This window comes from Candidatus Pelagibacter sp. PS_37 (genome assembly GCF_059417825.1).
On record NZ_CM182067.1, the window covers coordinates 940897 to 967508 of the forward strand.

21 protein-coding genes and 1 other RNA gene are annotated in these 26612 nt (G+C 26.0%); 4 read left to right on the plus strand and 18 right to left on the minus strand.

All coding sequences use genetic code 11. The annotated features are described in order from the left end of the window. Nucleotides 1-3 precede the first annotated feature (3 nt). Nucleotides 4-305, plus strand: a transfer-messenger RNA (tmRNA) gene (gene ssrA, locus AC5SL9_RS05035). On the opposite strand, the gene AC5SL9_RS05040 is transcribed toward ssrA, so the two are convergent. Further along, on the minus strand, nt 304-675 hold the full coding sequence (locus AC5SL9_RS05040; RefSeq protein WP_494573906.1) for a pyrophosphohydrolase domain-containing protein: 372 nt from the start codon (nt 673-675) through the stop codon (nt 304-306). The genes ssrA and AC5SL9_RS05040 overlap by 2 nt on opposite strands. A gap of 66 nt (nt 676-741) precedes the next feature. Between AC5SL9_RS05040 and fumC the strand changes: the two genes are divergently transcribed. Continuing rightward, nucleotides 742-2130, plus strand: a complete 1389-nt coding sequence (gene fumC, locus AC5SL9_RS05045) for a class II fumarate hydratase (RefSeq protein WP_494573907.1) — start codon at nt 742-744, stop codon at nt 2128-2130. Here fumC and AC5SL9_RS05050 read toward each other — a convergent pair. Further along, nucleotides 2118-3569, minus strand: coding sequence for an AsmA family protein (locus tag AC5SL9_RS05050; protein ID WP_494573908.1), 1452 nt, complete (start codon nt 3567-3569; stop codon nt 2118-2120). The genes fumC and AC5SL9_RS05050 overlap by 13 nt on opposite strands. Before the next feature lie 43 nt (nt 3570-3612). Between AC5SL9_RS05050 and AC5SL9_RS05055 the strand changes: the two genes are divergently transcribed. Beyond that, nucleotides 3613-5649, plus strand: coding sequence for an ATP-dependent helicase (locus AC5SL9_RS05055; protein WP_271479604.1), 2037 nt, complete (start codon nt 3613-3615; stop codon nt 5647-5649). Continuing rightward, nucleotides 5646-7340 carry a M24 family metallopeptidase gene (locus tag AC5SL9_RS05060; RefSeq protein WP_494573909.1) on the plus strand — a complete coding sequence of 565 codons (1695 nt, stop codon included), beginning with the start codon at nt 5646-5648 and terminating at the stop codon, nt 7338-7340. The genes AC5SL9_RS05055 and AC5SL9_RS05060 overlap by 4 nt, the downstream gene beginning before the upstream one ends. Here the strand turns inward: AC5SL9_RS05060 and ligA are convergent. The 16 genes from ligA to rsmH all read right to left on the minus strand — a co-directional run bounded on the left by ligA (nt 7323) and on the right by rsmH (nt 26603). Beyond that, nucleotides 7323-9353 carry an NAD-dependent DNA ligase LigA gene (gene ligA / locus AC5SL9_RS05065; protein WP_494573910.1) on the minus strand — a complete coding sequence of 677 codons (2031 nt, stop codon included), beginning with the start codon at nt 9351-9353 and terminating at the stop codon, nt 7323-7325. The genes AC5SL9_RS05060 and ligA overlap by 18 nt on opposite strands. A 1-nt stretch (nt 9354) precedes the next feature. Continuing rightward, complete coding sequence (locus AC5SL9_RS05070) at nt 9355-10203, minus strand: outer membrane protein assembly factor BamD (protein WP_271480590.1); 849 nt, start codon at nt 10201-10203, stop codon at nt 9355-9357. 38 nt (nt 10204-10241) lie between these two features. Next, entirely contained in the window at nt 10242-11162 is a 921-nt protein-coding gene (gene lpxC, locus AC5SL9_RS05075; RefSeq protein WP_006997890.1) for a UDP-3-O-acyl-N-acetylglucosamine deacetylase, read from the minus strand. 65 nt (nt 11163-11227) lie between these two features. Beyond that, nucleotides 11228-12337 (minus strand): cell division FtsA domain-containing protein, encoded by a 1110-nt coding sequence (locus AC5SL9_RS05080; protein WP_006997889.1) that lies wholly within the window; start codon nt 12335-12337, stop codon nt 11228-11230. Continuing rightward, on the minus strand, nt 12337-13014 hold the full coding sequence (locus tag AC5SL9_RS05085) for a cell division protein FtsQ/DivIB (RefSeq protein ID WP_018414340.1): 678 nt from the start codon (nt 13012-13014) through the stop codon (nt 12337-12339). The genes AC5SL9_RS05080 and AC5SL9_RS05085 overlap by 1 nt, the downstream gene beginning before the upstream one ends. Further along, entirely contained in the window at nt 12995-13909 is a 915-nt protein-coding gene (locus AC5SL9_RS05090) for a D-alanine--D-alanine ligase (protein ID WP_018414341.1), read from the minus strand. The genes AC5SL9_RS05085 and AC5SL9_RS05090 overlap by 20 nt, the downstream gene beginning before the upstream one ends. Nucleotide 13910: 1 nt before the next feature. Beyond that, a complete protein-coding gene (gene murB / locus AC5SL9_RS05095) occupies nt 13911-14849 on the minus strand; it encodes a UDP-N-acetylmuramate dehydrogenase (RefSeq protein WP_018414342.1) in 939 nt (312 codons plus the stop codon). After that, complete coding sequence (gene murC, locus AC5SL9_RS05100) at nt 14819-16213, minus strand: UDP-N-acetylmuramate--L-alanine ligase (protein WP_018414343.1); 1395 nt, start codon at nt 16211-16213, stop codon at nt 14819-14821. The genes murB and murC overlap by 31 nt, the downstream gene beginning before the upstream one ends. Beyond that, complete coding sequence (locus tag AC5SL9_RS05105; protein WP_494573911.1) at nt 16203-17273, minus strand: UDP-N-acetylglucosamine--N-acetylmuramyl-(pentapeptide) pyrophosphoryl-undecaprenol N-acetylglucosamine transferase; 1071 nt, start codon at nt 17271-17273, stop codon at nt 16203-16205. The genes murC and AC5SL9_RS05105 overlap by 11 nt, the downstream gene beginning before the upstream one ends. Continuing rightward, nucleotides 17274-18398, minus strand: coding sequence for an FtsW/RodA/SpoVE family cell cycle protein (locus AC5SL9_RS05110; RefSeq protein ID WP_006997883.1), 1125 nt, complete (start codon nt 18396-18398; stop codon nt 17274-17276). Continuing rightward, on the minus strand, nt 18395-19690 hold the full coding sequence (gene murD, locus AC5SL9_RS05115; RefSeq protein ID WP_006997882.1) for a UDP-N-acetylmuramoyl-L-alanine--D-glutamate ligase: 1296 nt from the start codon (nt 19688-19690) through the stop codon (nt 18395-18397). Before murD ends, AC5SL9_RS05110 begins: the two co-directional genes overlap by 4 nt. Beyond that, nucleotides 19690-20775: a phospho-N-acetylmuramoyl-pentapeptide-transferase gene (gene mraY, locus AC5SL9_RS05120; RefSeq protein WP_006997881.1), complete on the minus strand. Its 1086-nt coding sequence runs from the start codon at nt 20773-20775 to the stop codon at nt 19690-19692. Before mraY ends, murD begins: the two co-directional genes overlap by 1 nt. Continuing rightward, nucleotides 20765-23611: a bifunctional UDP-N-acetylmuramoyl-L-alanyl-D-glutamate--2,6-diaminopimelate ligase MurE/UDP-N-acetylmuramoyl-tripeptide--D-alanyl-D-alanine ligase MurF gene (gene murF, locus AC5SL9_RS05125; RefSeq protein WP_494573912.1), complete on the minus strand. Its 2847-nt coding sequence runs from the start codon at nt 23609-23611 to the stop codon at nt 20765-20767. Before murF ends, mraY begins: the two co-directional genes overlap by 11 nt. A gap of 7 nt (nt 23612-23618) precedes the next feature. Then, the gene (locus tag AC5SL9_RS05130) at nt 23619-25301 is read right to left on the minus strand and encodes a peptidoglycan D,D-transpeptidase FtsI family protein (protein WP_006997879.1); all 1683 of its coding nucleotides are present in this window, start codon (nt 25299-25301) and stop codon (nt 23619-23621) included. After that, nucleotides 25288-25596 carry a hypothetical protein gene (locus tag AC5SL9_RS05135; RefSeq protein WP_006997878.1) on the minus strand — a complete coding sequence of 103 codons (309 nt, stop codon included), beginning with the start codon at nt 25594-25596 and terminating at the stop codon, nt 25288-25290. The genes AC5SL9_RS05130 and AC5SL9_RS05135 overlap by 14 nt, the downstream gene beginning before the upstream one ends. After that, the gene (rsmH, locus tag AC5SL9_RS05140; RefSeq protein WP_006997877.1) at nt 25593-26603 is read right to left on the minus strand and encodes a 16S rRNA (cytosine(1402)-N(4))-methyltransferase RsmH; all 1011 of its coding nucleotides are present in this window, start codon (nt 26601-26603) and stop codon (nt 25593-25595) included. The genes AC5SL9_RS05135 and rsmH overlap by 4 nt, the downstream gene beginning before the upstream one ends. Nucleotides 26604-26612 lie beyond the last annotated feature (9 nt).

Here is a 26612-nt window from a genome sequence, read left to right on the forward strand (position 1 = left end):
ATTTTTATTGAATCTCTCTCAAATGCTTTTATAGTAATAGTGTTGGCTTGCCAACTACGACGATAAACGAATTTCGTAATAACCATTACGGACGTGGGGGCAGTACCCACCACCTCCACCATTTACAACTTACGGGGGTGAAATAGGATCGACGGGTGACTAAAGGCTATTCTTTCGTTCGGGATTGTTCCACCGTAACGGGCTAAACTTTAAATGCTGACGAAAGTTACGCACTTGCTGCATAATTAACTTAGGTTAATTATAGAAGCACGGTCTGGGGCACCGGGTAACAGAACGCCCCTACTAATTTACAAATTTAGTTAGATCAGGTTTAAAATATTTAGGGCCCTTCATAACTTTTCCAGATTCGTTATAGATAGGTTTACCATCTTCACCTAACTTACTCATATTTGAGTTTTGCACTTCCTCAAAGCACTTATCAAGATCAATACCAAATGCATGTCCAGCCCCATAAGTTACATACAATATGTCTGTTAAAGCATCTGCAACTTCTAAAAGATCTTTATTTTCCATTGCTTCTTTAAGCTCTTCTAATTCCTCTTTTATTAAATCATATCTAAGACTATTGATCTTATCAGAGCTAAAAGATGGCTTAGTTTTGACTTCTTGACCAAAGGTTTCCATAAAAGTTTTTACTTTGTTAAAATTTGACATTTAGCTCCTGTAAGTTTTTAAAAATTAATATATAAGTATATTAAATTACTAATTATATATTAATCAATGAAATTAAGAAAAGAGTTTGACAGTATTGGAAATATTAATGTACCTGGTGATAAATATTGGGGTGCATCAACTCAAAGATCTAATAAGTTTTTTAATATTGGAAAAATTTTAGTTAATATTTCTATAATAAAATCTATTGCGATCATTAAAAGATCTGCTGCTTTAGTGCATTATAAAGAAAAGCAAATAAATAAAAAAATTACTAATTCAATAATTAAAGCTTCCGATGAAGTTATTAAAGGAAAACTAGATGAAAATTTTCCTTTAAAGGTTTGGCAAACAGGATCTGGCACACAAACTAATATGAATGTTAATGAGGTAATTGCAAACCGAGCAATTGAAATATTGGGTGGAAAAAAAGGTTCAAAAAAACCAGTTCATCCAAATGATCATGTAAATAAATCTCAATCAACAAATGATGTTTTTCCAACAGCTATGCATATATCTGTTGCTCAGGAGACTATATCAAAGCTATTACCTAGTTTAAAAATTTTAGAAAAAGAGTTAGCAAAAAAATCTAAAGAATTTAAAAATATTATTAAAATTGGCAGAACCCATTTACAAGATGCAACACCATTATCACTTGGGCAAGAATTTTCAGGCTACGAGGTACAGCTAAAAAAATGCATTGAAAGAGTAGAGCTTTCACTTAAAGAAATATATTTTTTAGCACAAGGTGGGACGGCTGTTGGGACAGGTATTAACTCTAAAAAAGGTTTTGATAAAAAAATTGTTAAAGAGATTGCTAAATATACTAAAATCCCCTTTAAACCAGCTCCAAATAAATTTGCAGAACTTGCAGCTCATGACTCTATTGTAAATTTTTCAGGTACACTAAATACATGTGCTGTTGCATTAATGAAAATATCAAATGATGTGAGATTTTTAGGTTCAGGGCCTCGTGCTGGATATGGTGAATTAATATTGCCAGAAAATGAACCTGGTTCATCTATTATGCCTGGAAAAGTTAACCCTACTCAATGTGAGGCAGTAACAATGGTTTGTGCGAAAGTAATAGGCAATCATACTGGAATTACAATTGCTGGATCGCACGGGCATTTTGAATTGAATGTATTTAAGCCAATGATTGCTCATAATGTACTTCAATCGATAGATCTTATTGCAGATAGTACTAAAAATTTTGCGATTTATTGTGTTAAAGGAATAAAAGCTAACAAGAAAAGAATTAAAGAGCATCTGGATAATTCTTTAATGCTAGTAACAGCGCTAGCTCCGCACATTGGATATGATAATACAGCAAAAATTGCAAAGACTGCTTTAAAAAATGGGACAACACTAAAGTATGAAACTCTTAAAACAGGTCTTGTTGATGAGAAAGATTATGAGAAAATAGTAGATCCTAAAAAAATGATTTACCCATCATAAAGGTTAATTAATTCGTTCAGCAACTTTCTGCTTTTAGTTAAATTATTAGAATTAATATCAATAAAACCTTCGGCTATATTGTTAAATTGAGAACTCACATCATTATCGTTTATCTTAATATTATTAAGTTCAATTTGATTACTCAAGAAATCATAAATTATATTTAACTTAATATTTCTAATGTTTTTTCTTGAATTTTTACTGGTGTTTAAAAAAGAGTATAATTTATCAATATCTTTAATGTCTATTGATAAATTAGAACTTAAAAATAACTTATCATTGTCTAAAAATAAATCGCTATTAGAGATTTCCATTAAACCAATGTTATTGTTAATAAATACTGATTTATCAAAGCTGATTTTGCCATTTAAAATTCTTAACTCTAGTTTAACTTCATTAAAAATTTCATCTTTTTTAGTAGACTTAATATTTACTAAAGTTTGTACACTAATATTTTCATTAAATAATAAACCTGATTTAATAAATTCATTGATTATAGAGTTTGGTGTAAATAAATTTGAAATTTTATAATCGTATAAATTAATTTTTAGATTTAGATCAAATGGATTTATTGCAAGTTGTCCCTTGTAATCTATTTTAGAATTATAAATTCTAGAACCATCTGATTGAAATATTGCTATTTGATCTTTAATATTAAATTTTGTATTAATAGATGAACCTAAAATAGAAATATTACTTATTCCACTACTTAAGTTTTCATCTTTTTTAAAAAAATTATTTATAACTTTTAGTTTAAGATCGGGAGCATTTATCTCAATTTGTTTTCGTAAATTAAGTGCATTTTCATATTTTAGTTTGAAAGGTATATTAAAAATTTCTCCATTTAAATCAAAAAGGTTAAATAAATTTTTTTCATCAAACAATAAAAATGCATTGGAGATTTTTATAATTGAAATTACTTCATTTAAATTGTTCTTAAAAAAAACATTACTATCATTAATTTTAATTTTTTTTTTAGAAAATTTATTTTCACTTTCTTTATAAAGTGGTTTTAAATCATTGCTTAATAAAGAAAAATTTGCTTCTTCAATAACTACTTCGTTTATTCTAATACTATCCTTATTGAAAAAATTATTTTGACTAATAAAAACATTTAATGTTTTAATCTCTGCTAAAGAAGTTTTGCTGTCTCTAATTAAATAATGAGGTTTTGGTAAAATACGATAAGAAAAATCAAATGAATTGTCTGGATTTATATTAAATTCATTACCTAATTCAGTTACAATTTTATTTTGTATCCAATTTTTGTCATATAAAAGGGGTATTGATAAATAAAAAATGTAAATAAATAATACAACTATTAAAGATATTAAATATTTACTAAATTTGCTGACATGAAACTTATCATTTGTTTTATTCTCAACTTTGAATATTGTCTTTTTAATTAAGTTATTAAAATTTTTAACAATTTGTTTCATAAATTACATTGAAAGTTTAACAGCTTATAATCAAATTTAAAAAATGATAAACTCTGAATATTTAAACAACCTGAATAATGCTCAAAAAGAAGCTGTTTTATATCTTGATGGACCGTTACTAATTGTTGCAGGAGCTGGATCTGGAAAAACGAAAGTTCTCACTTCAAGAATTGCTCATATAATCAACGAAAAAAAAGCTTTTCCAAACCAAATCTTATCAGTGACTTTTACTAATAAGGCTGCAAAAGAAATGCAAAATAGAGTAAGCTCAATATTAAATTCTGAGGCTATAGGACTTTCTTGGCTTGGAACCTTTCACTCTATATGTGCAAAACTACTTAGAAAGCACGCACCAGCAGCTGGATTAACTTCAAACTTTACAATTATTGATACAGATGACCAGGTAAGATTAATCAAAAATATATGTAAAGCTGAAAATATAGACATAAAACAATTAGCCCCAAAATTTATTCTTTCAATAATTGATAGGTGGAAAAATAAAGGCTTCTATCCAGATGAAGTCGTTATCAATAAAAATGATATTTTTGAAAGAACTATACGTCCTCTATATAAAATTTATCAACAAAAGTTATTAGATTTAAATGCATGTGACTTTGGAGATTTAATTTTACACGTGGTTAAAATTTTAGAAAAAAATCAGGACATTAGAGATATTTATTCAAATAATTTTAAATATATACTTGTGGATGAGTATCAAGATACTAATTATATTCAAAGTAGATGGCTGAACTTGCTCTCAGAAAAGCATAAAAATTTATGCTGTGTTGGAGATGATGATCAATCCATTTATAGTTGGCGTGGAGCAGAGATAAAAAATTTCTTAGAGTTTGATCAAGTATATAAAAATTCAAAAGTAATAAGATTAGAAGAAAATTATCGTTCCTCACAAAATATATTATCTGTTGCTTCAAATCTTATAGCTAACAATCAAAACAGAGTTGGAAAAACTTTAAAGACAACTATGGAGGAAGGAGATCTTGTTAAGCTTAATTGTTTTAAGAATGGAAAAGATGAAGCAATAGGGGTTTCTGATGAAATAGAAAAAAAACTTAAAAAAAAATATTCTTTTAATAATATTGCTATTCTAGTTAGAGCTATTTTTCAGACAAGAGAATTTGAAGAAAGATTTTTAAAAATTGGTTTACCCTACAGAATTCTTGGTGGGACAAAATTTTATGAAAGAGCAGAAATTAAAGATTGTGTTGCCTATTTAAGATTGATTCACCAGCCAAAAGATGACTTAGCTTTTGATAGAATAGTCAATAATCCCAAAAGAGCAATTGGAGAAAGTACTATAAAATTAATTCATGAGTTTTCAAAAACAAACGCTGTTAGTTTAGAAATTGCTTCTAAAAAATTAATTGAAGAAAATTTAATTAAACCCAAAACTAAAATTGGTCTAAGCTCTTTTTTATTCTTAATGGATAAGTGGAGGAATGACATTAATATTAAAAAAATTAACCATGTTAAATTATTACAACTAGTTTTAGATGAATCTGGTTATTCAAGTATGTTAAAAAACAAAAAAGATTTGGAAAATGAAAACAGACTTGAAAACATTAAAGAGCTTTTAAGTGCGATGAAAGATTTTGATAATTTAGAAAATTTTCTAGAACATGTGGCTCTTGCCACCTCAGTTGATCAGGATTGGGATGGAGAAAAAGTTAACATGATGACAATGCATGGATCTAAAGGACTTGAATTTGATGTGGTTTTCTTACCCGGTTGGGAAGAAGGTCTTTTCCCACACCAAAAATCTATTGAAGAGAAAGGCCAAAATGGGCTTGAAGAAGAAAGGCGATTAGCATATGTGGGAATAACAAGGGCAAAAAAAAAAGCACTGATATCTTTTGCTATGAATAGGTTTTATCAAGGAAATTGGATAGACAGTATGGCTTCAAGATTTATTGAGGAATTACCAGAAAAATTTTTAGAAAAGAATTCTTTTTTTGACGACTCTAAAGATAATGAAGAAGATTTTGAATTTAATCAAGATTTTGAAATTGAAGAAGGAACTAGAAGTCCTGGATGGATAAGATATCAAAAAAGAATTAAATGATTTTAAAAAAAATAAAAATTCTAAGAAAAAAATTTAAAAAATATAACATTGATGGTTATATTATTCCAAAAAATGATGAATATTTTTCTGAATATGCAAAAAATGATAGGTTAAAGAATATTACAGGATTTTCAGGTTCTGCAGGTTTTGCTGTAGTTTTAAAAAAACAAAATTATTTATTTGTCGATGGAAGGTATACTATTCAAGCACATCAACAATCATCTAAAAATTTTAAGATTATTGAAATTCATAAAAAACTACCTCATACAATTATTAAAAATTTTAATTTAGGTTATGACCCAACACTATTTACATCAAAATTACTTAATAAATATTTCAAGAATAATAACTTAATTTCAATTGACCAAAACTTAATTGACCAAATATTTAAATTCAAAAAAAAACCTACTAAGCCATTCTACTCTTTAGACACAAAAATTGTAGGTGAGCCATATAGTTCTAAAATTTCTAAAGTAGTGCGATTTCTTAAAAACAACAAAGCAGATTATTGTTTCATTTCTGCACCTGAAAATGTGGCATGGCTTTTAAATATTCGTGGATATGATAATCCAAATAGCCCAATTGCGAATGCAAGATTGATACTAAATAAAAAAAAAGAATTTTTTTTAATAACAAATGAAAAAAAATTAAAGAATCTTCTATTAGATAAAAAGATTAAAAAGAAACAAATTTTACCAATCAAATCACTTCCACAATTTTTAGATAATTTAAAAGGTAAAAATTTTATTATTGATAATAAAACCTGCTCAATTTTTTATGAAAAAATAATTAAATCAAATTTTAATATACTTAAATTTGATGATCCTGTTTATGAATTAAAATCAATCAAAAATTCTAATGAAATAAAACATATGATCGAAGCCCATAAAAAAGATGGCTTAGCGTTAACAAGATTTATTTATTGGATTAAAAATGTTAATAAAAAAAAAATTACAGAAGTGTATGCACAAAACAAATTAGAAAAATTCAGAAAACTAAATAAAGATTATTTATTTCCAAGTTTTGATACTATTGCTGGCGCTGGCTCAAATGGGGCAATTGTTCATTATAGGGCTAATAAAAAAACAACTAAAAAAATTGAACAGAATGATATTTTATTGGTAGATTCGGGTGGACAATATCATTACGGTACTACAGATGTTACGAGGACTATTTCATTCTCAAAACAAAACAAATTTATCAAAAATGCTTATACGAACGTATTAAAAGGACATATTGCAGTTGCCTTAACAAATTTGAATAAAGATGACACTGGAAAAAGAATCGACATAAGAGCTAGAAAATATTTAAAAAAAGAAGGTCAAGATTATGCTCACGGAACAGGCCATGGAGTTGGTTTTTTTTTAAACGTCCATGAAGGACCTCAATCTATCTCAAAACATAATTCGATAAAGATAAAAAATGGAATGATCCTGAGTAATGAACCTGGTTTTTATAAAAAAAACCACTTTGGTATTAGGATCGAAAACTTAATCTATGCCAAAAAAACCAAAAGAAGCTTTAATTTTGAAAACCTCACACTTGCTCCATTAGAAAAAGATTTAATTAACTACAAGTTATTAAATAAAATAGAAAAAGATTACTTGTTTAAATATCATTTAAATATTTATTCAGAATTTTCTAGTTTACTTAATAAAAAAGAAAGAAAGTGGTTAGCCACTCTTATTTAACATTTTTAACCATTCTGTCTGATTAATAATTTTTATATTCCACTCCTTAGCTGTGTTTATTTTTTTTAGAGTTGGTTTGTCTCCAGCAATTAAATAATCAAGTTTTTTATTAACGTTACTAATTATTTTTCCTGAATTTTGTTCTATCAATGATTTTGCTTCCGCCCTACTTATTCCATTTAACTTCCCAGTTAACATAAAAGTTTTATTTTTTAACAATCCATTATTATTTATTAAAATTACATCTTTGATTAATAAATTTTTTTCTAACTCAGACAGCACTTTAAGATTAGTTTTATTTAGAAAAAATTTTTTAATGGATTGAATTTGAGTTATTCCAATTCCATCAATATTAGATAAACTTTCAATATTGTTTTCCCCTGATAGTCTAAAAAAATTAGATGCTGTTTTAAGGTGTCTTGCAATAAGCTTAGCATTTTCTTGTCCAATATGTCTTATTCCTAATGAATAAATAAATCGCTCTAGAGAAATATTTTTTTTTTCTTCAATTGAGAATCTTAAATTAGCAACTGATAATTTTCCCCATCCTTCAAGTTCTTCTATTTTATTATAATTAAGCTTAAATATATCCTGTGGAAGTCTTACTAATTTTAGATTCCAAAAATTTTCAACAATTTTCTTGCCAAATCCGTCTATGTTAAATGCGTCCTTAGAAACAAAATGTTTAATTCTCTCTATGGCAATTTTTTCACATTCAAACCCCTCACTAGCACACCTTCTTACAGCATCTTGTCTTTTAGTTGTCTCATTATAATCTTTAATTGTTTTGCTTCCACACGATGGGCACTTTAATGGAAAAATAAATTTCTTTGAATTTTGTTTTCTTTTTTTTAAATCTACTGAAACTACATGTGGAATTACATCTCCAGCTCTTTCAACAGTGACCGTATCCCCTACTCTTATATCTTTTCTAACAATTTCATCTTCATTGTGAAGCGTTGCATTTGAAACTATGACGCCCCCTATATTAACTGGTTTAATTTTTGCAACCGGGGTAAGTGCCCCCGTTCTACCAATTTGTATTTCAATATTCATTATTTCTGAAATTGAGCTATTAGCTGAAAACTTATGTGCTATCGCCCATCTGGGTGCATTAGCAGCAAAACCCAGTCTTTTTTGTAAATCAAAATCATTAACTTTATAAACAATTCCATCTATATCAAATGCCAGCTCTTTTCTTTTTTCCTCTAATTCTTTATGATTTAACATTAAATTTTTAACCCCAATAATTTTTTTATTAAATGGGTTTGTTTTAAACCCCCATAATTTTAAATTTTCTAAGAAACTTGTTTGATTTTTGATATTCATTTTTTTTTCATAACCATATGTGTAGGCAATAAATTTTAATGGAATTTTTGCAGTTATTAATGAATTTTTTTGTCTTAATGATCCAGAAGCAGCATTTCTAGGGTTTGCAAACTTGTCTTTAATTTTTTTAAAATCATTATTTTCTATAAAAACTTCACCTCTAATATCTATTTCTTTAGGGAAGTTACTCTTAGTAATCCCCAAAGGTATATCCTTAATGGTTTTTAAATTTTGTGTAATATCCTCTCCTTCATTACCATCTCCTCTAGAAAGCCCTTTGGTTAATTTTCCATTAATATAAATTAGGGATGCAGATATTCCATCAATTTTTGGTTCAGCACTATATTCGATAGTATTTACATCTTTTAAACTTAAGAAATTAATTATTTTTTTTTCAAAATTTTTTAAGTCTTCTTCATTAAAAGCATTTCCAAGCGACAACATTGGAACTTTATGTTTTATTTTTTGAAAGTTTTTTGATGGTTTAAATCCTACGGATTTAGTGGGAGAATATTCACTTTTTAAAAATTTATATTTACTCTCTAAATCTATTATATCTTTTTTTAAAAGATCAAATTCTTGATCTGATACGATAGGTTTGTTTTTATCATAATAATACTTGTTATGTCTCTGAAATAAATTAATTTTTTTTAAGTATTCAATTTCAAGATCTTTATCATTCATTTTACTCGAACAATCCCTTAAATCTTTTTATTAAACCTATCTTTTTCTTTTTATCTTTTTGTAATTCTTTTACGCCATCTCTATAATCTTTATTAAATACTTTGTAAGAATTTTTATACCAATCAGAAGATTGGTAATTGTATCCTAAAGTGCTTGCATATTTTTTTGACTCATTAATTAATCCAAGTCTATAATTAATTTCAACCAGTCTATGAAGAGCTTCCTCTGTATAAATGGTTGTATTGTAATCTTTAACAACTGTTTTAAATCGATTAAGTGCTGGAATCCACTTAGTTTTTTTTAGATAATATCTAGCTATGTACATCTCTTTTGCTGCTAAAATTTCATTAATTAAATCTATTTTAAATTTAGCATCCATGGCAAATTCTGTACTAGGATAATCTCTAATTATAGTTTCAAATTGCTCCTTAGAATCTAATATTGATTTTAAGTCTTTTTTTTCATCAACTATTTGTTCATAAAAACTCATACCTAGAAGAAAATGTGCATAAACTTTATCTTTATGATTTGGATATGTTACTAAATATCTTTCTAACTCAAAAATTGCATCACTGTAATAATCTTGAGTATAGTATGCATAAGCTGCCATAATTGCAGATTTTGCAGCCCAGGGTGACTGTGGAAATAACAACTCAGCCTCATTAAATTTTTTAGCTGCTAATAAAACATCTCCTCTTTGAAGTTCAAAATAACCCTCTTTGTATGCATCTGACATCTGCATTTCCATATCCACTTCTACAATTTCAGATATTTTTTTTGTTTTATCTCCACAAGACCAAATAAAGGTAAAAGTGATTAAAAGAAGTATAATTTTTAATTTTGAAAGCATGGTCTTATTCTAACAGATTATGAATAAAACTCTATTTTTTAAGCAATAGATCTTAGGTGACTCTTATTTATGAAGGTATTTGGCAAATGTTTTTCTGTAATCTCTATTAATGAAAAATTTTCGTCTTGTTGAAAAACTTTTCTCAATAATTGGTTAGTTAATTTATGCCCTCCTTGAGAACAAATAATTTTTCCAATTATTTTATAACCTGCTAGATATAAATCTCCCATACAATCTAAAATCTTATGGTTTACAAATTCTTTTTTATTTCTTAGACCTTTTTCATTTAAAATTTCATTGTCCTTAACAACTATTGCATTTTCAAGACTTCCTCCTTGAGCTAATCCCATTTCTTTTAGCTTTGCAATATCCTCAAAAAGACAGAAGGTTCTTGAATTATAAATATCAGTCAAATCTGACTCGAATACACTTACTAAATTTCTTTGCGTTCCAATTAAATTATTTTCATATTTTAGTTCAAAATCTATATCCAAACTAACTTTGCTTGGCTCTATAGAAATTGTTTTTTTACCATCATTAAATTCAATTCTTTTTTCAATTTTAATAATCTTTATTGGTGCTTCACTACTTTTTATTCCAGCTTTTGATATTTCTTCAATAAAAATTTTTGCTGACCCATCAAGAATTGGTACTTCCTGATTATCAATCTCTACTAGGACATTATCAATCCCTAAACCATATAATGCTCCCATTAAATGCTCTATTGTTGATATACTAACCCCACTTTCATTAGCTATGGTTGTACAAAATACTGCACTACTAACATTAAAAATATTTGGAACTACTATATTATTTTCTTTTAAATCAACTCTTTTAAAAAGAATTCCCGAATTTGGTTTTGCTGGCTTAACCGTCATAGTTACATTTGCTCCACTATGAAGCCCAACACCTTTAAAGATAATATCTCTATTGATAGTTTTTTGATTAAGAACAGACATTATTATTCTTATAAATAATTGGTTTAAATTTAGAAAAACAACAAATGTTACGAGAAAATACTAGTCTATTTGAAAAAATGAAAAAGTTTTTCAAAAAAACCTTGTTTTATTTGTTTTTTTGGCACAACTACAACCTCTTGTTTGTCATACATTTTTCTTAGTTTGTACCCAGATTGACAAACATCACCTAGGGTTTCCTCTAAAAAATCAATATCTTTAGAAAATGAAATTTTATCTTTAAATTTATTATCTAAAATTTTTGATCCTTCTCCCATCAGTATCATCTTAGATTGGGTCTTTACCTTTGCATTTGAGACAAGAGATTTATCACATAATTCAAGAATCTCTTCCGTTCTAGCAAAAGCTATTTTTTGTAACATTTCCAAAGAAAAATTTGGATTATCAGTATGTTCGTTATTTTTTTCAAAATTTAATTTAAGTTTTTCTGCTTCATTAATATCAATTTTTAAAAGTAGAGAAATATCTTTAGTAATATGGTTTCCACCTATCGGCAGAACGTCCAAAAAGATTAATTTATCATTATAAAAGGAAATAATTGATGTTTTTTTAAAAGCAATATCAATGAAAGATACCTCTCCTGTTAAATTTAAATTATTTTTATAATTGATTGATTTTGCATAACTAGAGCAAATTATTTGATTAATTGATATATTTAATTCTGAAAAAATATTTTTAAAGCTAAAGACTAATTCACTTGGAAGACAGATAAAAATAATGTCTAGCGATATAAATTGGCAATCGATTTCATCTGGTAACTCAGAATAATCAACATTATCAATTTTATAATTATTTATGATTATGTGTGCAATATCATAATCTGAATAATATTTTTTTATTTGTTGCTTTGCTTCTTGAATTAAAAATATGATATCATCTTGTCTTAATTTCAGTTCTTCAATTTTTTTAAATACAGAAATTGCAACAGAAATCGTTTTTGAACTATCTATCATCAAATCTATATTATCAATATATTCATTTGTGGATTTTTCTAGCGAAGCAATAATTTTTTGAATATCTGGTTTAAGATTAAATTGCTCTGTATAAAAATTACTCTCAATAAAAAAAGGATTATTCTTACTTTCCTCATTAAATGCACCTGCTCTTATTTTTGAAGAACCACAGTCAATTATTATTTGAAATTTTTTATCACTCATTACTTAGCAACTAAATGATTTTTAATTCTCAAATCAATAAATTTAAAATCTTTAAAATTATCATTATTGATAAGTTCCTTAGATAAGTTTAATGACGCTACAATATGTTCTTGTGGTAGCTTAATCAAAATATCTTTATCAGTTAAAATATCCCATCTACCTGATGGGAAAAAAGATAATTCTTTTAAATTTGAAAAAGACCACATAGATTTTTCAATATTTTTTTTAAATGATAAAAAATCTTGAGAATTAAATTCACCAAAAATGTATGGGAGTAGTTCATTGTTACTTTTATCTTCAATTAACTTACCATTGGCACCTACTAGATATTGACTATTATTAGAAACTCGAGCAATTAATTTAGTTGGTTTAATTTTAATGTTAAGTGTTGATGGGTAAATTTTTTTTATATTAAACTCTTGTATAATATTATGTTTTTCTAAAATTTTTATTATTTCTTCTTCATTAATGACAAATATACTTTTGTATAAAAGGTTATTAAGGTTATCTAAGATCTCCAAATTTTTTCTCTCAGAAAGACCTGTAATGTTTATTTTAGTTATTGATGAAGATAATTTTTTTTGATCGTTTATAAATTTTGCACTAGTAGTGCTTAAAATGAATAAAAATAATAAATAAATTATTATTTTATTTTTTTTACCTATTGATTGATGCATCTTTTAAAATCCATTCAATTAATTTTATAAAACTTATACCCTTATGTTTTGCAATCTCAGGGACTAATGAAAGTTTAGTCATTCCAGGCTGAGTATTAATCTCTAACAAATAAAACTTCCCGTTAAAAAATTTAAAGTCAGATCTTGTAACACCTTTACAGCCTATAATTTTATGAGCTGCTCTTGCTATGCCAGTAATTTTAGCTAGATTATTTTTACTCAAATCTACAGGAATTAAGTGCTTTGTCTTAGCACTAGAATTATATTTTGCCTCATAATCATAAAACTTTCTTTTAGGCTCAAGTTCAATTGCACCAAGTGATTTATTATTCATTATTGCAACTTGGATTTCTCTACCTGGTATAAATTCCTCAATTAATATTTCATTATAACTTTTTAATACTTTTAAGTTTTTTAATATATTGGTCTTGTCACAAATATATACATGAACGCTAGACCCTTCATTTATAGGTTTTACTACTACAGGGAATTTTAAATTTTTTTCAATTAATTTTATAATGTTAAGTTTATTTTTTTTATGATTAAATTTAATATATTTTGGAGTTAGTATTTTATTTTTTATAAAAATTTTTTTTGAAATTTCTTTATCCATTGCTATTGATGATGCAATTACACCTGAGTGTGTGTATGGAATTTTTTTAGTCTCTAAAATTGCTTGAATGTATCCATCCTCACCAAATTGTCCATGTAGCGCATTAAAAATAACATCTGGTTTAAATGAAGTGATATTCTTTGAAAGATTTTTATCAGGCTCACTAATTAAAACCTTATATCCATTTTTAATTAACTCTTTGGCAACTTGCTTTCCAGTATCTAAGCTAATTAACCGTTCCTTAGATATACCACCAGATAATATTAAGATTTTTTTTGTCATTTTATTTTAAAATTTTAATTTCTTTTTCTAGCACTATTCCAGTTTTTTTTTCCACACTTGTCTTAACAAATTCAATCAATTTATTCATATCCTCAAAACTAGCATTATTTTTATTTACAAAAAAATTACAGTGCTTATTTGAAATATGAGCATCCCCAAAGCTTATATCTAGTGGCACAGAATCTTTTATCAACTCCCAGACCTTTTTATCAGTTTGATCAATTGGATTCTTGAATGTGCTACCACTTGTTTTTAATTTTGTTGGTTGTGCTTTATCTTTCTTTTTCTTTAATTCTATAACTTCGTTTTCTATTTCTTCTTTATTTTTTTTTGTTCCTTTAAACGATGCACTTAAAAAAATTAAGTCCTCTTTTAAATCATTGCTTCGGTATTTAAATATAACTTTACTCGCTGGTATTGTAAAAACCTGTCCATTTTTATCAATTGCTTGGATTGATACTAGCACATCTTTAAACTCTTTATTAAAGCATCCAGCATTCATCTTTAATCCACCACCTATAGTACCAGGTATGCATGCTAAAAATTCAAATCCACCTATTCCATTATTCAGTGCAAAATCAGAAAGCTTTTTATCAAGACAGGCACTGCCAGCTATAATGACATCATTTGGTAATATAGAGATGTTGGAAAAATTTTTTCCTAGTTTGATAACAACACCATCAAATTTTTCATCACTTATAAGAGTATTTGAACCTGCACCTAAAATATGTATTTTTTCTTTTTCTCCAAATTTTTTTAAAAACAAAATTAAGTCAGGTAAATTATCTGGTCTAAAGTAAACTTTAGTTTGTCCACCAATATTAAACCAATTGCTCTTTTTTAAATCATAATCAAAGTTAATTTTACTACTAATTTCATTAGAAAATTTTCTTATTTCTTCAATGCTCATTAGATCAATTCTGGTAATTGTCTCATCCATGCTGAAATTGTACCAGCACCCATACCAACAACTATCTTTTTGCCAAAAATAGTATTTTTAATAAATTTTGCTAACTGGTACTGATCTTCAACCATAAACAATCTTACTTTTGAATTTTTAATAATATCTTTTGCAAACTTATTATATTTAAAACCTAATTTTATTTTTTCTCCAGCGGTATAAATAGGGCATAATATTACAACATCAGCTTTTTTAAATGATAAGCTGAATTCTTTTTTAAGATCTTTTAATCTGGAAATTCTGTGTGGTTGAAATATGCAAATCACTTCTTCCTTTTTATAAGCAGCTCGCACACCATTTAATACTTCTCTAATTTCAGTTGGATGATGGGCATAATCATCATAAAAATTAGTTTCTCTATGTGTAAAAATTTTATTAAATCTTCTTTGAACACCCTTAAATTCTTTTAATCCTTTTTTGATTATATTTTGTGATATTCCTATTGTTACTGCCACAGCAATTGCTGCTGTAGAGTTTCTAATATTGTGAATTCCTAATAATGGTAATTTAATTTTTCTTATAGTTAAATTCTTTTTTCCTGGCAAATTTATAGCTAAATCATATTGAGAATATTCTTTTTCTTGTTTTATATTCTTAATATAGAAATTTGATTTATTATCAGTTCCATATGTATAATAATTCTTCATTTTTAATTTACTTAATAAATCTTTATTGTTCTTGTCATCTATACAAATAAAAGACTTCCCAAACGAAGGGACCTTATTGATAAATTTTATAAATAATTCTTTAAGATCTTTCATTGAATTATAAAAATCCATATGCTCACGATCAATATTTGTTACTATAGAATAAGTTGGTGGCACATGTATAAAACTACCATCTGACTCATCAGCTTCTAATATACACCAATCACTTTTACCTAGTTTTGCAGAATTTTTTATTGCATTAAGGACACCTCCATTAATAATTGTTGGGTCCAATTTTGTCTTTGAAAATATTGAGGCTAATAAAGATGTAGTTGTTGTTTTTCCATGTGAACCGGTAACAACTATATTTTTTGTTAAAGAGACTATATTTGCCAACATCTCTCCTCTTTTATAAATAGGTAATTGTTTTAGTTTGGCTTCAATTAATTCAGGGTTATTATTTTTAATAGCTGACGAAATGACAACAATTGTTGCTTTTGCTATATTTTTTTTAGTATGACTAATTGTAATTTTGATCTTATCTTTTTTTAATCTTTCAATATTTTTATTTCCAAGGACGTCACTCCCTTGAACATTAAATCCCATCCTTTTCATAATGAGTGCAAGGCCACTCATTCCAATACCCCCTATACCAACAAAATGTATAATTTCAGTTTTAGCTAATTCAATTTTCATTAATAACAGATATAATTTTCAGATTTATATTATTCCATGTGTTTTCATAGTTAAAATCCTTCATGTTCTTTTTTTTAACAAGATATTCTTCTTTATTATCAATAATATTAATTAGTTTATTGAGTAATGTTTTCTCATCTATTTCTTTTTGATTTAACAACCAATTAAAGCCAAGTTTATTATAAAAATGTGCATTTTCAAATTGATGGTTATCTTTCGCAGTTGGCAAAGGTATTGCTAAATATGGAGTCTCAGTAAAATTTAACTCAGCTAATGTTGATGCTCCTGCTCTAGTAATGCACAGGTCTGCTTTTTGCATAAAATTTATGACATCATCGTTAAAATTGAATAATTCACATTGAATATTCTTATCTTCGTAAGTTTTTTTAAAACTTTCAAAGTTAATAGAACTAGTTTGTTGGTAAATTTTTAGTTTATATTTTTTTGCTAATTCAATAATTGCATTTTTAACTAAATCATCAAATATTTTAGCTCCTTGACTACCACCTATTATAAGCAAATTAATTGTATCTAAGGATTTATTGTAATCTCTCTTATTATAAAAATTTTTTCTTAATAATGTTGGAATTACTTTAATTTTATTTTTAAATTTAATAGGAAATTTTTTGATATTATTAGAATAACAAAATATTTTTTGACAGTAACTTAAAAAAAATTTGTTTGATCTACCTAAAACCATATTTGGTTCAAATAACAACAGCTTAATATTTAAAATTCTAGCTCCTAAGCATAAGGGTAGTGACATGTATCCGCCTGTCGAAATTAATGTATCAATTTTATTTTTTCTTAAAAAAGAAATTGATTTAAAAATCAAAAATATCATAAAAATAAAATCAAGTGGTATTATTAATAAGTTTTTTGAAATTGGCCTCACATTAAATATTTTTAAATTGTACTCATCTTTGTTTAAAAATTTGATACCCCTAAAGTCAGATGTCATTGAAACATCAAAATTGCCCTCTAAATGTTTATATATTATGGTTGCGGGTATAACGTGACCTCCTGATCCGCCAGTACTAATTAGTATTTTTTTATTCATTTAATTAATTTTTCTTTTTGTTAAATTTAAAATTATTCCAGATAATATAGAAACTCCTATAATTGAAGAACCCCCATAACTTAAAAATGGCAATGTCATTCCAGTTGTGGGAAATAGTCTTATATTCACGCCAAGATGTATTAATGCTTGAAAAATTATTAGACTTATTGCTCCAGTTAGCACTAATTTATTTTTTTCGCTTTTTTCTAAATAAATTTTTTTAAAAACAGAGTAAATAAGAAATAAAAATAAAATTAATAAAAATATTATTGCAATAACACCAAACTCCTCTGAGATAACTGAAACTATATAGTCGGTATGAGCCTCTGGAACTCTTGTTTTTAAGGTACCTTCTCCTATTCCTTTACCAAAAAAGCCACCACTACTAATTGCTTCTATAGCTTTATCAGATTGAAAATTATGGGTTCCACCATCAGGGTTGAAGAAAGAGAGTATACGGCTTTTAATATAAATAAATTTTGGGATAAAAAAAACTACATATAGCAGGCTTATAATAGAAAGACTTATAAATAATAAAATGAATAATAAGTTTATGCCAGATACAAAAACTAATATTGCCCACGATAAAAACACCAAAAGTGTTTGTCCGATGTCAGGCTGCATTATTAATAGTAACCCAGTTGGGATAATAGAAATAATAGTCAATAAGTATTTGATATAAATATTATAATTTTTTTCACTACATAAAATTGTTGCCACAAAAATAATTATAAATGGTTTTAGTAATTCAATTGGTTGAAATTGAGGAAGAAAAAAAAGATTTAACCATCTTTTTGATCCTTTAACTTCAGTACCAAAAATTGGCACTAAAAATAAAAAAAATAAAGTAATAAAAAAAAGATAAATAGAGAATCTAAAAAGATTCTTTTCACTTAGAGAAGAGAAAAACACTAAGGTCAACAAGCCAATGAAAATATATACCAAATGTTTAAAAAAGAAAAAATAATTATTTGTATCTAATTTATCAGAAGCAATTAATGAAGTTGAAACTAAAGAAAAAAATAAACCCAAACTAAATAAAATTATTATCAATAAAAAAATTGTTTTATCTATATTTTTCCACCAGTTATAATATATTGAGTTGAGCGAGCTATTATTTATCATTTTATATAATTTTTAATAAGTTTATTAAAATATCTACCTCTTTCTTCAAAGTTTTTAAAAGTATCAAATGATGCAGAGGCTGGACTAAAAAGAATTGTCTTTTTAATAAAATTATTTTCATTTTTAATATCTAAAAAAACCTTAGCAATTAGACTCTTTAAATTTAAAAATGATTTAAACGCCATCTTATTTTTTAATTCATTAATAAAAAATTTTTGATTTTTACCAAAAATGTATAATTTGATCTTTTTACAATCGTTTTTTTTAAGTAGAAATTTATCTCCTTTTTTAGGTAAACCACCTATTATCCAATAAATATTTTTTAATGATTTCAATAATCTTTCTGATGAAGAAAAGCTTGTTGCTTTAGAATCATTAATAATTTTTAAAAATTTAGAATTATGAATTATTTCTTGTCTAAAACTTAGTCCTTTAAAATTTTTTAATGATTTTAATAGCAAGTTATTCTTTAACTTTAATATCTTTGAAACCTTAAGCACAAATGTCAAATTTTCTTTATTACCATCTGTATCAAAATAATGATTATCAATTTTTTTAATAAACCTATCACTTACATATTTTTCTATTTTCAAAATTGATGGTGCAAATTTTTTTTGCTTTAATTTTCTTTTAATATAAAAATTTTTTGTATTTAAAATTGCAATATCATTTTTAGATTGATTTTTTATTAATTTAAATTTAGCACTTACATATTTATTTATAGTCTTGTGTCTTTCGAGGTGATCTGGTGAAATGTTTAAGATTAAAGATATATTTGTTTTAAATAACTTGCTGTATTCTAGTTGATAGGATGAAGCTTCTATTACAAATAAAGTGTCTTTTTTGATCTTTTTTTCAAGTAAAACTGGGTTTCCTATATTGCCAACTAAACGAACATCTTTTTTTTGATCCTTTAATATATCATACAAAAGCTTAGCAGTAGTTGATTTTCCGTTTGTTCCTGTAATAGTTATTTTTTGATTAAAAGCATATCGACTATAAAAAATGTCTAAATCTGTATAAATTTTTTTATGATTTTTTTTTAAAAATCTACTTAATTTACAATTATTAATATCTATTCCTGGACTAATTATAATACAGTCAAATTTTTTTTTAATTATTTCTTTGTATGTTGTGTAAGTATCTTTTATATTTTTTTTAGTAATTATTCGGTCATCATATAAACTAATAATATTATTTTTTTTTAAATAACTATAAGTGGATAGACCACTTTTACCCAGACCATATATCAGTATTCTTTTTTTTAAAAAGTTTTTTTCTAGATTTAACATTATCTAAGTTTTAATGTCGCTAATCCAATCATTGCTAAGATTATTGATATAATCCAAAACCTAATTACAACTGTTGATTCTGCCCAACCTTTTTTTTCAAAATGATGATGTATAGGTGCCATTCTAAAAATTCTTTTACCTGTAAGTTTGAATGAAAATACTTGGATTATAACTGATACAGCTTCTAGTACAAATAACCCTCCTGTTATTGCTAAAACAATCTCATGTTTAGTAATAATACCAATTGCCCCTAAAGATCCACCTAATGCTAATGAACCAGTGTCACCCATAAATATTTTAGCAGGTGGAGCATTGAACCATAAAAATCCTAAACAAGCTCCTATAATTGATCCACAAAAAACTGAAACTTCCCCCATACCTTCAAGATAGGGAATATTTAAATATTCAGAAAATACAATATTGCCCGTTACGTAACTAATAAATGCAAAACATGCTGCAACTAATATCACTGGCACCGTTGCTAAGCCGTCTAAACCATCTGTTAAATTAACTGCGTTGGAGGATCCAACAATTATAAAAATTGAAAATGGAATAAAAAACCATCCAAGATTAATAATTAAATTTTTAAAAAAAGGAAAATATAAATTTGTAAGTTCAGTGTTTTGAGATAATTGAGTTAAACCATAAATTCCAACAATGGCTATTAAAATTTGAGAAATAATCTTAAATTTAAATGAAACACCAGATGAATTTTTAAACTTAATTTTTTTATAATCATCATATGCACCTAATAGCCCAAACCCTGAAACAATAAATAACAAAAACCATATATGGTAATTTGATAAATCACCCCAAAGTAATATTCCTGAAAAAAGTCCAAGTAAAATTAAAACACCTCCCATTGTTGGTGTTCCAATTTTCTTAACGATATGTTCGGTAGGACCATCATCTCTTATTGGATTTAATATTTTTCTTGCTGAAAAAAATTTAATAAAAGGAGTGCCAATTAATAAAACTACAAACATTGATGTAAACATCGAAAGGCCCGTTCTAAAAGTTAAATACTTAAATACATTTAGAAAACTATATTGGTCAATTAATTGAGTAATAAGACTATAAAGCATTAAACTTTCCAGTTTTTAATTTGTTAACTAGATTGTTAAGTCCGGTAGAGTTTGAACCCTTAATCATTAAATAATCATTATTATTTAAATCATTTTTAATCAAATCAATTATTTTAGACTTATCTTTCAAAATGACCCCTCTTCGGTGCTTATCAAGGTTTTTATAAGTATGTAAAATATGTTTGCCCACTACATTAATATTTTTAAGAGAAGTTTTATTAATTTCTTTGCCAGCCTCTAAGTGTAGTTTCTTTGAATAATTTCCTAACTCCAACATGTCACTCAGTATTAATTTTTTTTTAGAATTATCAATTTTTAATTCATCAAAATTTTTTATAGCAGACTTTAATGACAATGGATTAGAGTTATAACTTTCATCTACAATGTAAATACTCTTTTTGTTTAATTTAACTTTTATAATATCACCACGGCCTTTTGCTATCTCATAATCAAGAAATATATTTTTTTCTAATTTTTGTGTATCTTTAAAAATTGATATAATTGCAATTGTGGCTAATAAGTTTTTTAAATTATTTTCAAAAATTAATCTTACATAAAAATAAATTTGTTTTTTATTAACATTTACAAATATTTTGTATTTAGATTTTTCTTTAACTATTTTTTCTAGATAAATATTTGCTGATTTATTTTTTAAACTAAATGTAAAAATATTTATGTTTTTTTTCTTGGCAATTTTTTTATGTAAATTATAAAATCTGTCATCTTGGTTTAAAACAAGAATTCCATTTGTTTTTATATTATTAATAATTTCTGACTTTGCTAAAGCTACTTGATGAATGTTTTTAAAATTTTTAATATGTGCGTAGGAAATATTTGTAATAACACCCACATCAGGCTTGATAATTTTTGATAGATAATCAATCTCACCTTTTTTATCCATTCCAATCTCAAAAATACCAAATTCATCATTTTTTTTTAGATTAAATAAACTTAATGGTACACCAAATTTATTATTAAAAGATTTTGGTGAATAAGTTACATTACTAATCTTACTTAAAGTTTTTCCTAATAATTCTTTAAGAGAAGTTTTTCCACAACTGCCTGTTATAGATATAATTTTACTAGATAAATTTTCTCTTAATTTTGATGAAGCCTCTGTTAAAAGTTGCAATGTATCATCTACTACAATTTTTTTTTTAGATTTTTTTTGATTGTTAGCTATTACTAATGATGCACCATTTTGGAAAGCTTCATTAACATATAGATTTCCATCTTTATTATTTCCTTTTATTGCAAAAAATATGTCATTTTTTTTTATTGTTTTTGAATTAATTGATGCATTTTTTATTTTTATATTTGAATTAATTTGGGGAGAGTTGCTGATTTCTTTTAAAATATTTATTTTAATATTAGTTGAAAGAATTTTATTTTTTAATTTAATATTCTTAAGTATTTCTAATCTGTCAGAAAATTTGTTTACAAAATTTCCATAATCTTGTGTCTGTTCATGACCTTTGCCTGCAATAACTAAGATATCACCAGTTTTTAAGTCTAATATAGCCTTATGAATAGCTTTAGACCTGCTTGAAATCTCAAAAACTTTTGATTTATCAATAGTTTTTTTAATAGCTAGTCTTATTTTTTTTGGATTTTCGTCTCTTGGATTGTCGTCTGTTAAATAAACTCTGTCACAATATTGATTGGCTATTTTTCCCATTATGGGTCTCTTGTCTTTATCTCTATTACCACCACATCCAAATACAATGAAAATTCTTTTATTTTCAAATTGTTCTTTCAAATTAGTCAAACAAGTTTTTAATGCATCAGGTGTATGGGCATAATCTAAAATAACCTTTGAATTATTTTTTAAAGTTCCAATTTTTTCAAACCTACCAATTACTGATTTTACTTTTGAAGCTAATTTAACTATTTGATCAAATTTTAAATTACTTTTTTTAGCAGCAAGCATTGCCATAAATAAGTTTTTTAATTGAATTTTACCAATTAAGTTTATTTGTAATTTATAATGTTTCTGATTATATTTAATTTCAACTATTTGTTTATCATCCCTAAATTGATGAGAATAAATATCTATTCCATTATTACTTTTTGATAAAGCCTGAAGATCCAATTTATTATTTAGTGATATTCTTTTTAAATTTTTATATTCGGGAATTTTACTATCGGTGATGATAGTTCCTCTAGGTTTTAATAGCTTCTCAAAAAGATATAACTTTGATTTGAGATAATCATTAAATGTTTTGTGATAATCTAAATGATCATGAGACAAATTTGTAAAAATCGTAGTATTAAATTTTAAACCATCAAGTCTATTTTGCTTAAGACCATGACTAGAAGCTTCCATTATAACATTGTCAATTTTTTGTTTTTTTAAATTATTTAATATTTTGCTTAATTTAATTGGATCTAATGTTGTATTAGAAACTTTCTTTAAACTATTTTTTGTCTTAACTCCTAATGTTCCAATAGAAGCTACTTTTTTATTACCTAAGTTGAGTAGCTGAAAATAAAAATCTGCAATTGATGACTTTCCATTTGTTCCTGTTACAGCAATTAAATTTTTAGGTATATTTTTTTTTGTCTTATATGATAATTCTGATAATACTTTTCTTACATTTTTTGATCTTAAAAATAACACTTTATTTTTAATACCTTCAAATTTTTGCTCTGAAATAATAACTGTTGCACCCTTTTTAATTGCATGGTCTATGAATTTAGTTCCATCTGATTTTGTTCCCTGGATTGCAAAAAAAATATAATTCTTTTTACAATCTTCACTGTTAAAACTAAGACCACCAAACTGATGATTTTTAAATTCTTTTTTAATATTTTTAAGGAAGTTGCCAATCAACATATAAGTATTAATTTTCTATATGTTTTGTGGCCAAAATAGGCCCAATTTTTTCTATGATTTTTCCAGCTACTTCAACAGATGTCCACCCTGCTGTATTAAATGGGGTTCCTTTATATGAACCTTTTTTATTTTTATATTCATATACGTAGTCTGATGAAGTTTTTGGCTCATCAAGTAGAACTATCAGCACATATTTAGGTTTAGAAGTGGGGAAAATACCTGCAAATGTATTTACTTTTGCTTTAGAATAACCTCCTACTATTGTTTTTTGAGCAGTTCCTGTTTTTCCACCAACTTCATAACCTTCAATGTTTACAAGTCCTGCTGTACCTTCTTTAGTATTTACAATTTTTCTAAGTATTGGATTTATCTTCTCTGAAATACCAGCTTTGATTATTCTTCTTTCTTTTTCAGGATCTTTTAATTCTTTTTTTATTAAACTGGGCTCAATAGCAAAACCACCATTTGAAATTATTGCATAAGCTTTTGCTAATTGTAATGGAGTGGTAGTTATTCCATGTCCAAAAGACACCGTCGCAAGTTTACATTTTCCCCACTTAAATGGAATAGGCTCTCCAACCTCCTCTATATCAAAATTTATTTTACTTAAGATTCCAATTTTTTCTAAAAAAGCTTTTAATTTAATAATTTCTAATTTTTGTCCAATTCTTACAGATCCTATATTTCCAGACCTAATTAAAATTTGTTCTACGGTAAGATCTGATGGTATTTTATTGTCATATTCAGAGATACTACTTTTTCCACATTGTAGTTTTTTTTCTAAATTTAAAAATTCTGTATCAGTATCAATTAAGCCTTCCTCTAATCCAGCTGCTACTGTAAAAGTTTTAAATACCGAGCCCAGCTCATACACTCCTTTTGTTGCTCTATTAATAAAGTTGAGATCCACTATCGTCTCTCTTTTATTTAGATCAAAATCTGGATAAGAAACCATAGATATAATTTCTCCATTATTAACATTCATCAAAATTGCTGTACTACCTTTACTTCTAAATATAGATTGAAACTTTACTAACTCTTCTCTAATTAAAAATTGTATGTCAGTATCTACTGTTAATTTAAGTGGTTCGTTTGTTTGTTTTAATTTTTCATTAAAGGATTTTTCAAGTCCTGATATACCTTTATTGTCATCATCTATTTGACCAATAATATGACTAAAGAGATTTTTTTGAGGATAAATTCTAGTTAATTTTTCTTCTGACTTAATTGATTTATCTCCAAGTAACATAATTTTTTCATAATTGTCAGAAGATATTTTTTTTTCTAAATAAAAGAATTTATTTTTTTCAAGCTTCTTAGTAATCTCTTCATAGTTTTTATCTGGGAATATTAACTGTAAATTAATTAATAGTTTTTTTTTATCAATTACTTCAATAGGGTTAATACCAATATCTATCGACTTAACTGTTTTAACTAAATAATTTCCATTTCTATCAAGTATGTCTGCTCTATAGTTTTTATTTATAGTTGAGAATTCCTTGCTATTTTCTTCTTTTAACGAGCCTAAATGAAGCAATTGTATTGAATAAATTACTGAAATCACCAAAAAAACAAAAAAAATAAACGCTATTCTATTAAATTGTATGTCTAAATTAGTTTTACTTTTTTTATATGAAAATTCATTTTCATATTCTTCTAGAATAATATTCTTTTTATTATTCATTTCCATTTTTGCTGATTAAGTCTTTTATTTCTAAAGTTTCATTATTTTTAAAGATTTCCTTAATATTCATAATTTCAATTTTGATTAAATCTTTTTCAAAATATTGCGTTTGATACTGAACTAGTTTTTCAGGAGAGCTCAAATAGTTAAACTCAAGCAATACATCTTCAAGTTCCGATTTTAAAGGTCTTATATTTTCTTTAACTATAAAAATTTGATCTTCTATTTTTTTTGTAGAATTTTTAATAAGTGATGTAATTAATATTAATACTAAAATAACAGCTACCACTAATTGTTTCATAGTTTTTTTGACAAATTTTCAATGTCAATTAAATGTTTAAATTTATCCAAGATATCTGTTTCAAAATCGAAAAAATCTTCTTTTTTAATTACATAACGTAACTTGGCTGATCTAGAAGGTGGATTTTCTCTAATTTCTTTATCACTTGGTACTATTGGTTTTTTTATAACAGATTTAAATAAATTTAATTTTTCTTCTGTTTTTGGCATATGTCTTGAGATGCTTTTATTTTCAGATAAACTTTTAAAAAAGTATTTAACAATTTTATCTTCTAAAGAATGAAATGTTACAACTGCAATAACTCCATCCTTTTTAACAACTTTAGCAGCATTAATTAATCCATAAATTAGTTCACTAATTTCTTTATTTACAAATATTCTTAATGCTTGGAAAATTTTAGTTGCACTATGTGTCTTATAATTTCTTTTTCTTTTCGAAGATTCTATAATCCTAACTAGCTCTTCTGTTGTGATCTCTCTTTTAGATCTGTCTTCAACAATATTGTGTGCTATTCTTTTACTGTCTGCTTCATCCCCAAAATATTTAAATATTTTGGTAAGTTCTTTTTCATCTAATTGATTAATTGCTTCTTTTGCTGAAAATTCATTTATACCCATTTTCATATTAAGTTCACCAATGCTATCGAATGAAAGACCTTTTTTTGGGTCTTTAATCTGGTTCAAGGAATACCCTAAATCAAAAATTACAGCTTTTATATTTTCATGTTTTAACTTTAGATTGTTTAATTGACTGAATTTTATATTTTTAAATAATAGCCTATCCTCAAAACTATTTTGAAGTTCTTGAGCTTTTATAGAGCTCTCAGAATCTCTATCTAATGCAATTACTTTTGTTTCAGGAAAGTTTAATATTCTTTTTGTGTATCCGCCTTGACCAAACGTACAGTCAATAAATGTGCCACCATATTGAGGGGTAATAATGCTAATTATTTCACTTAGCAATACCGGATAATGATTTCTCACATCTGGTATTATGGTGGCTATCATTTATTTTTT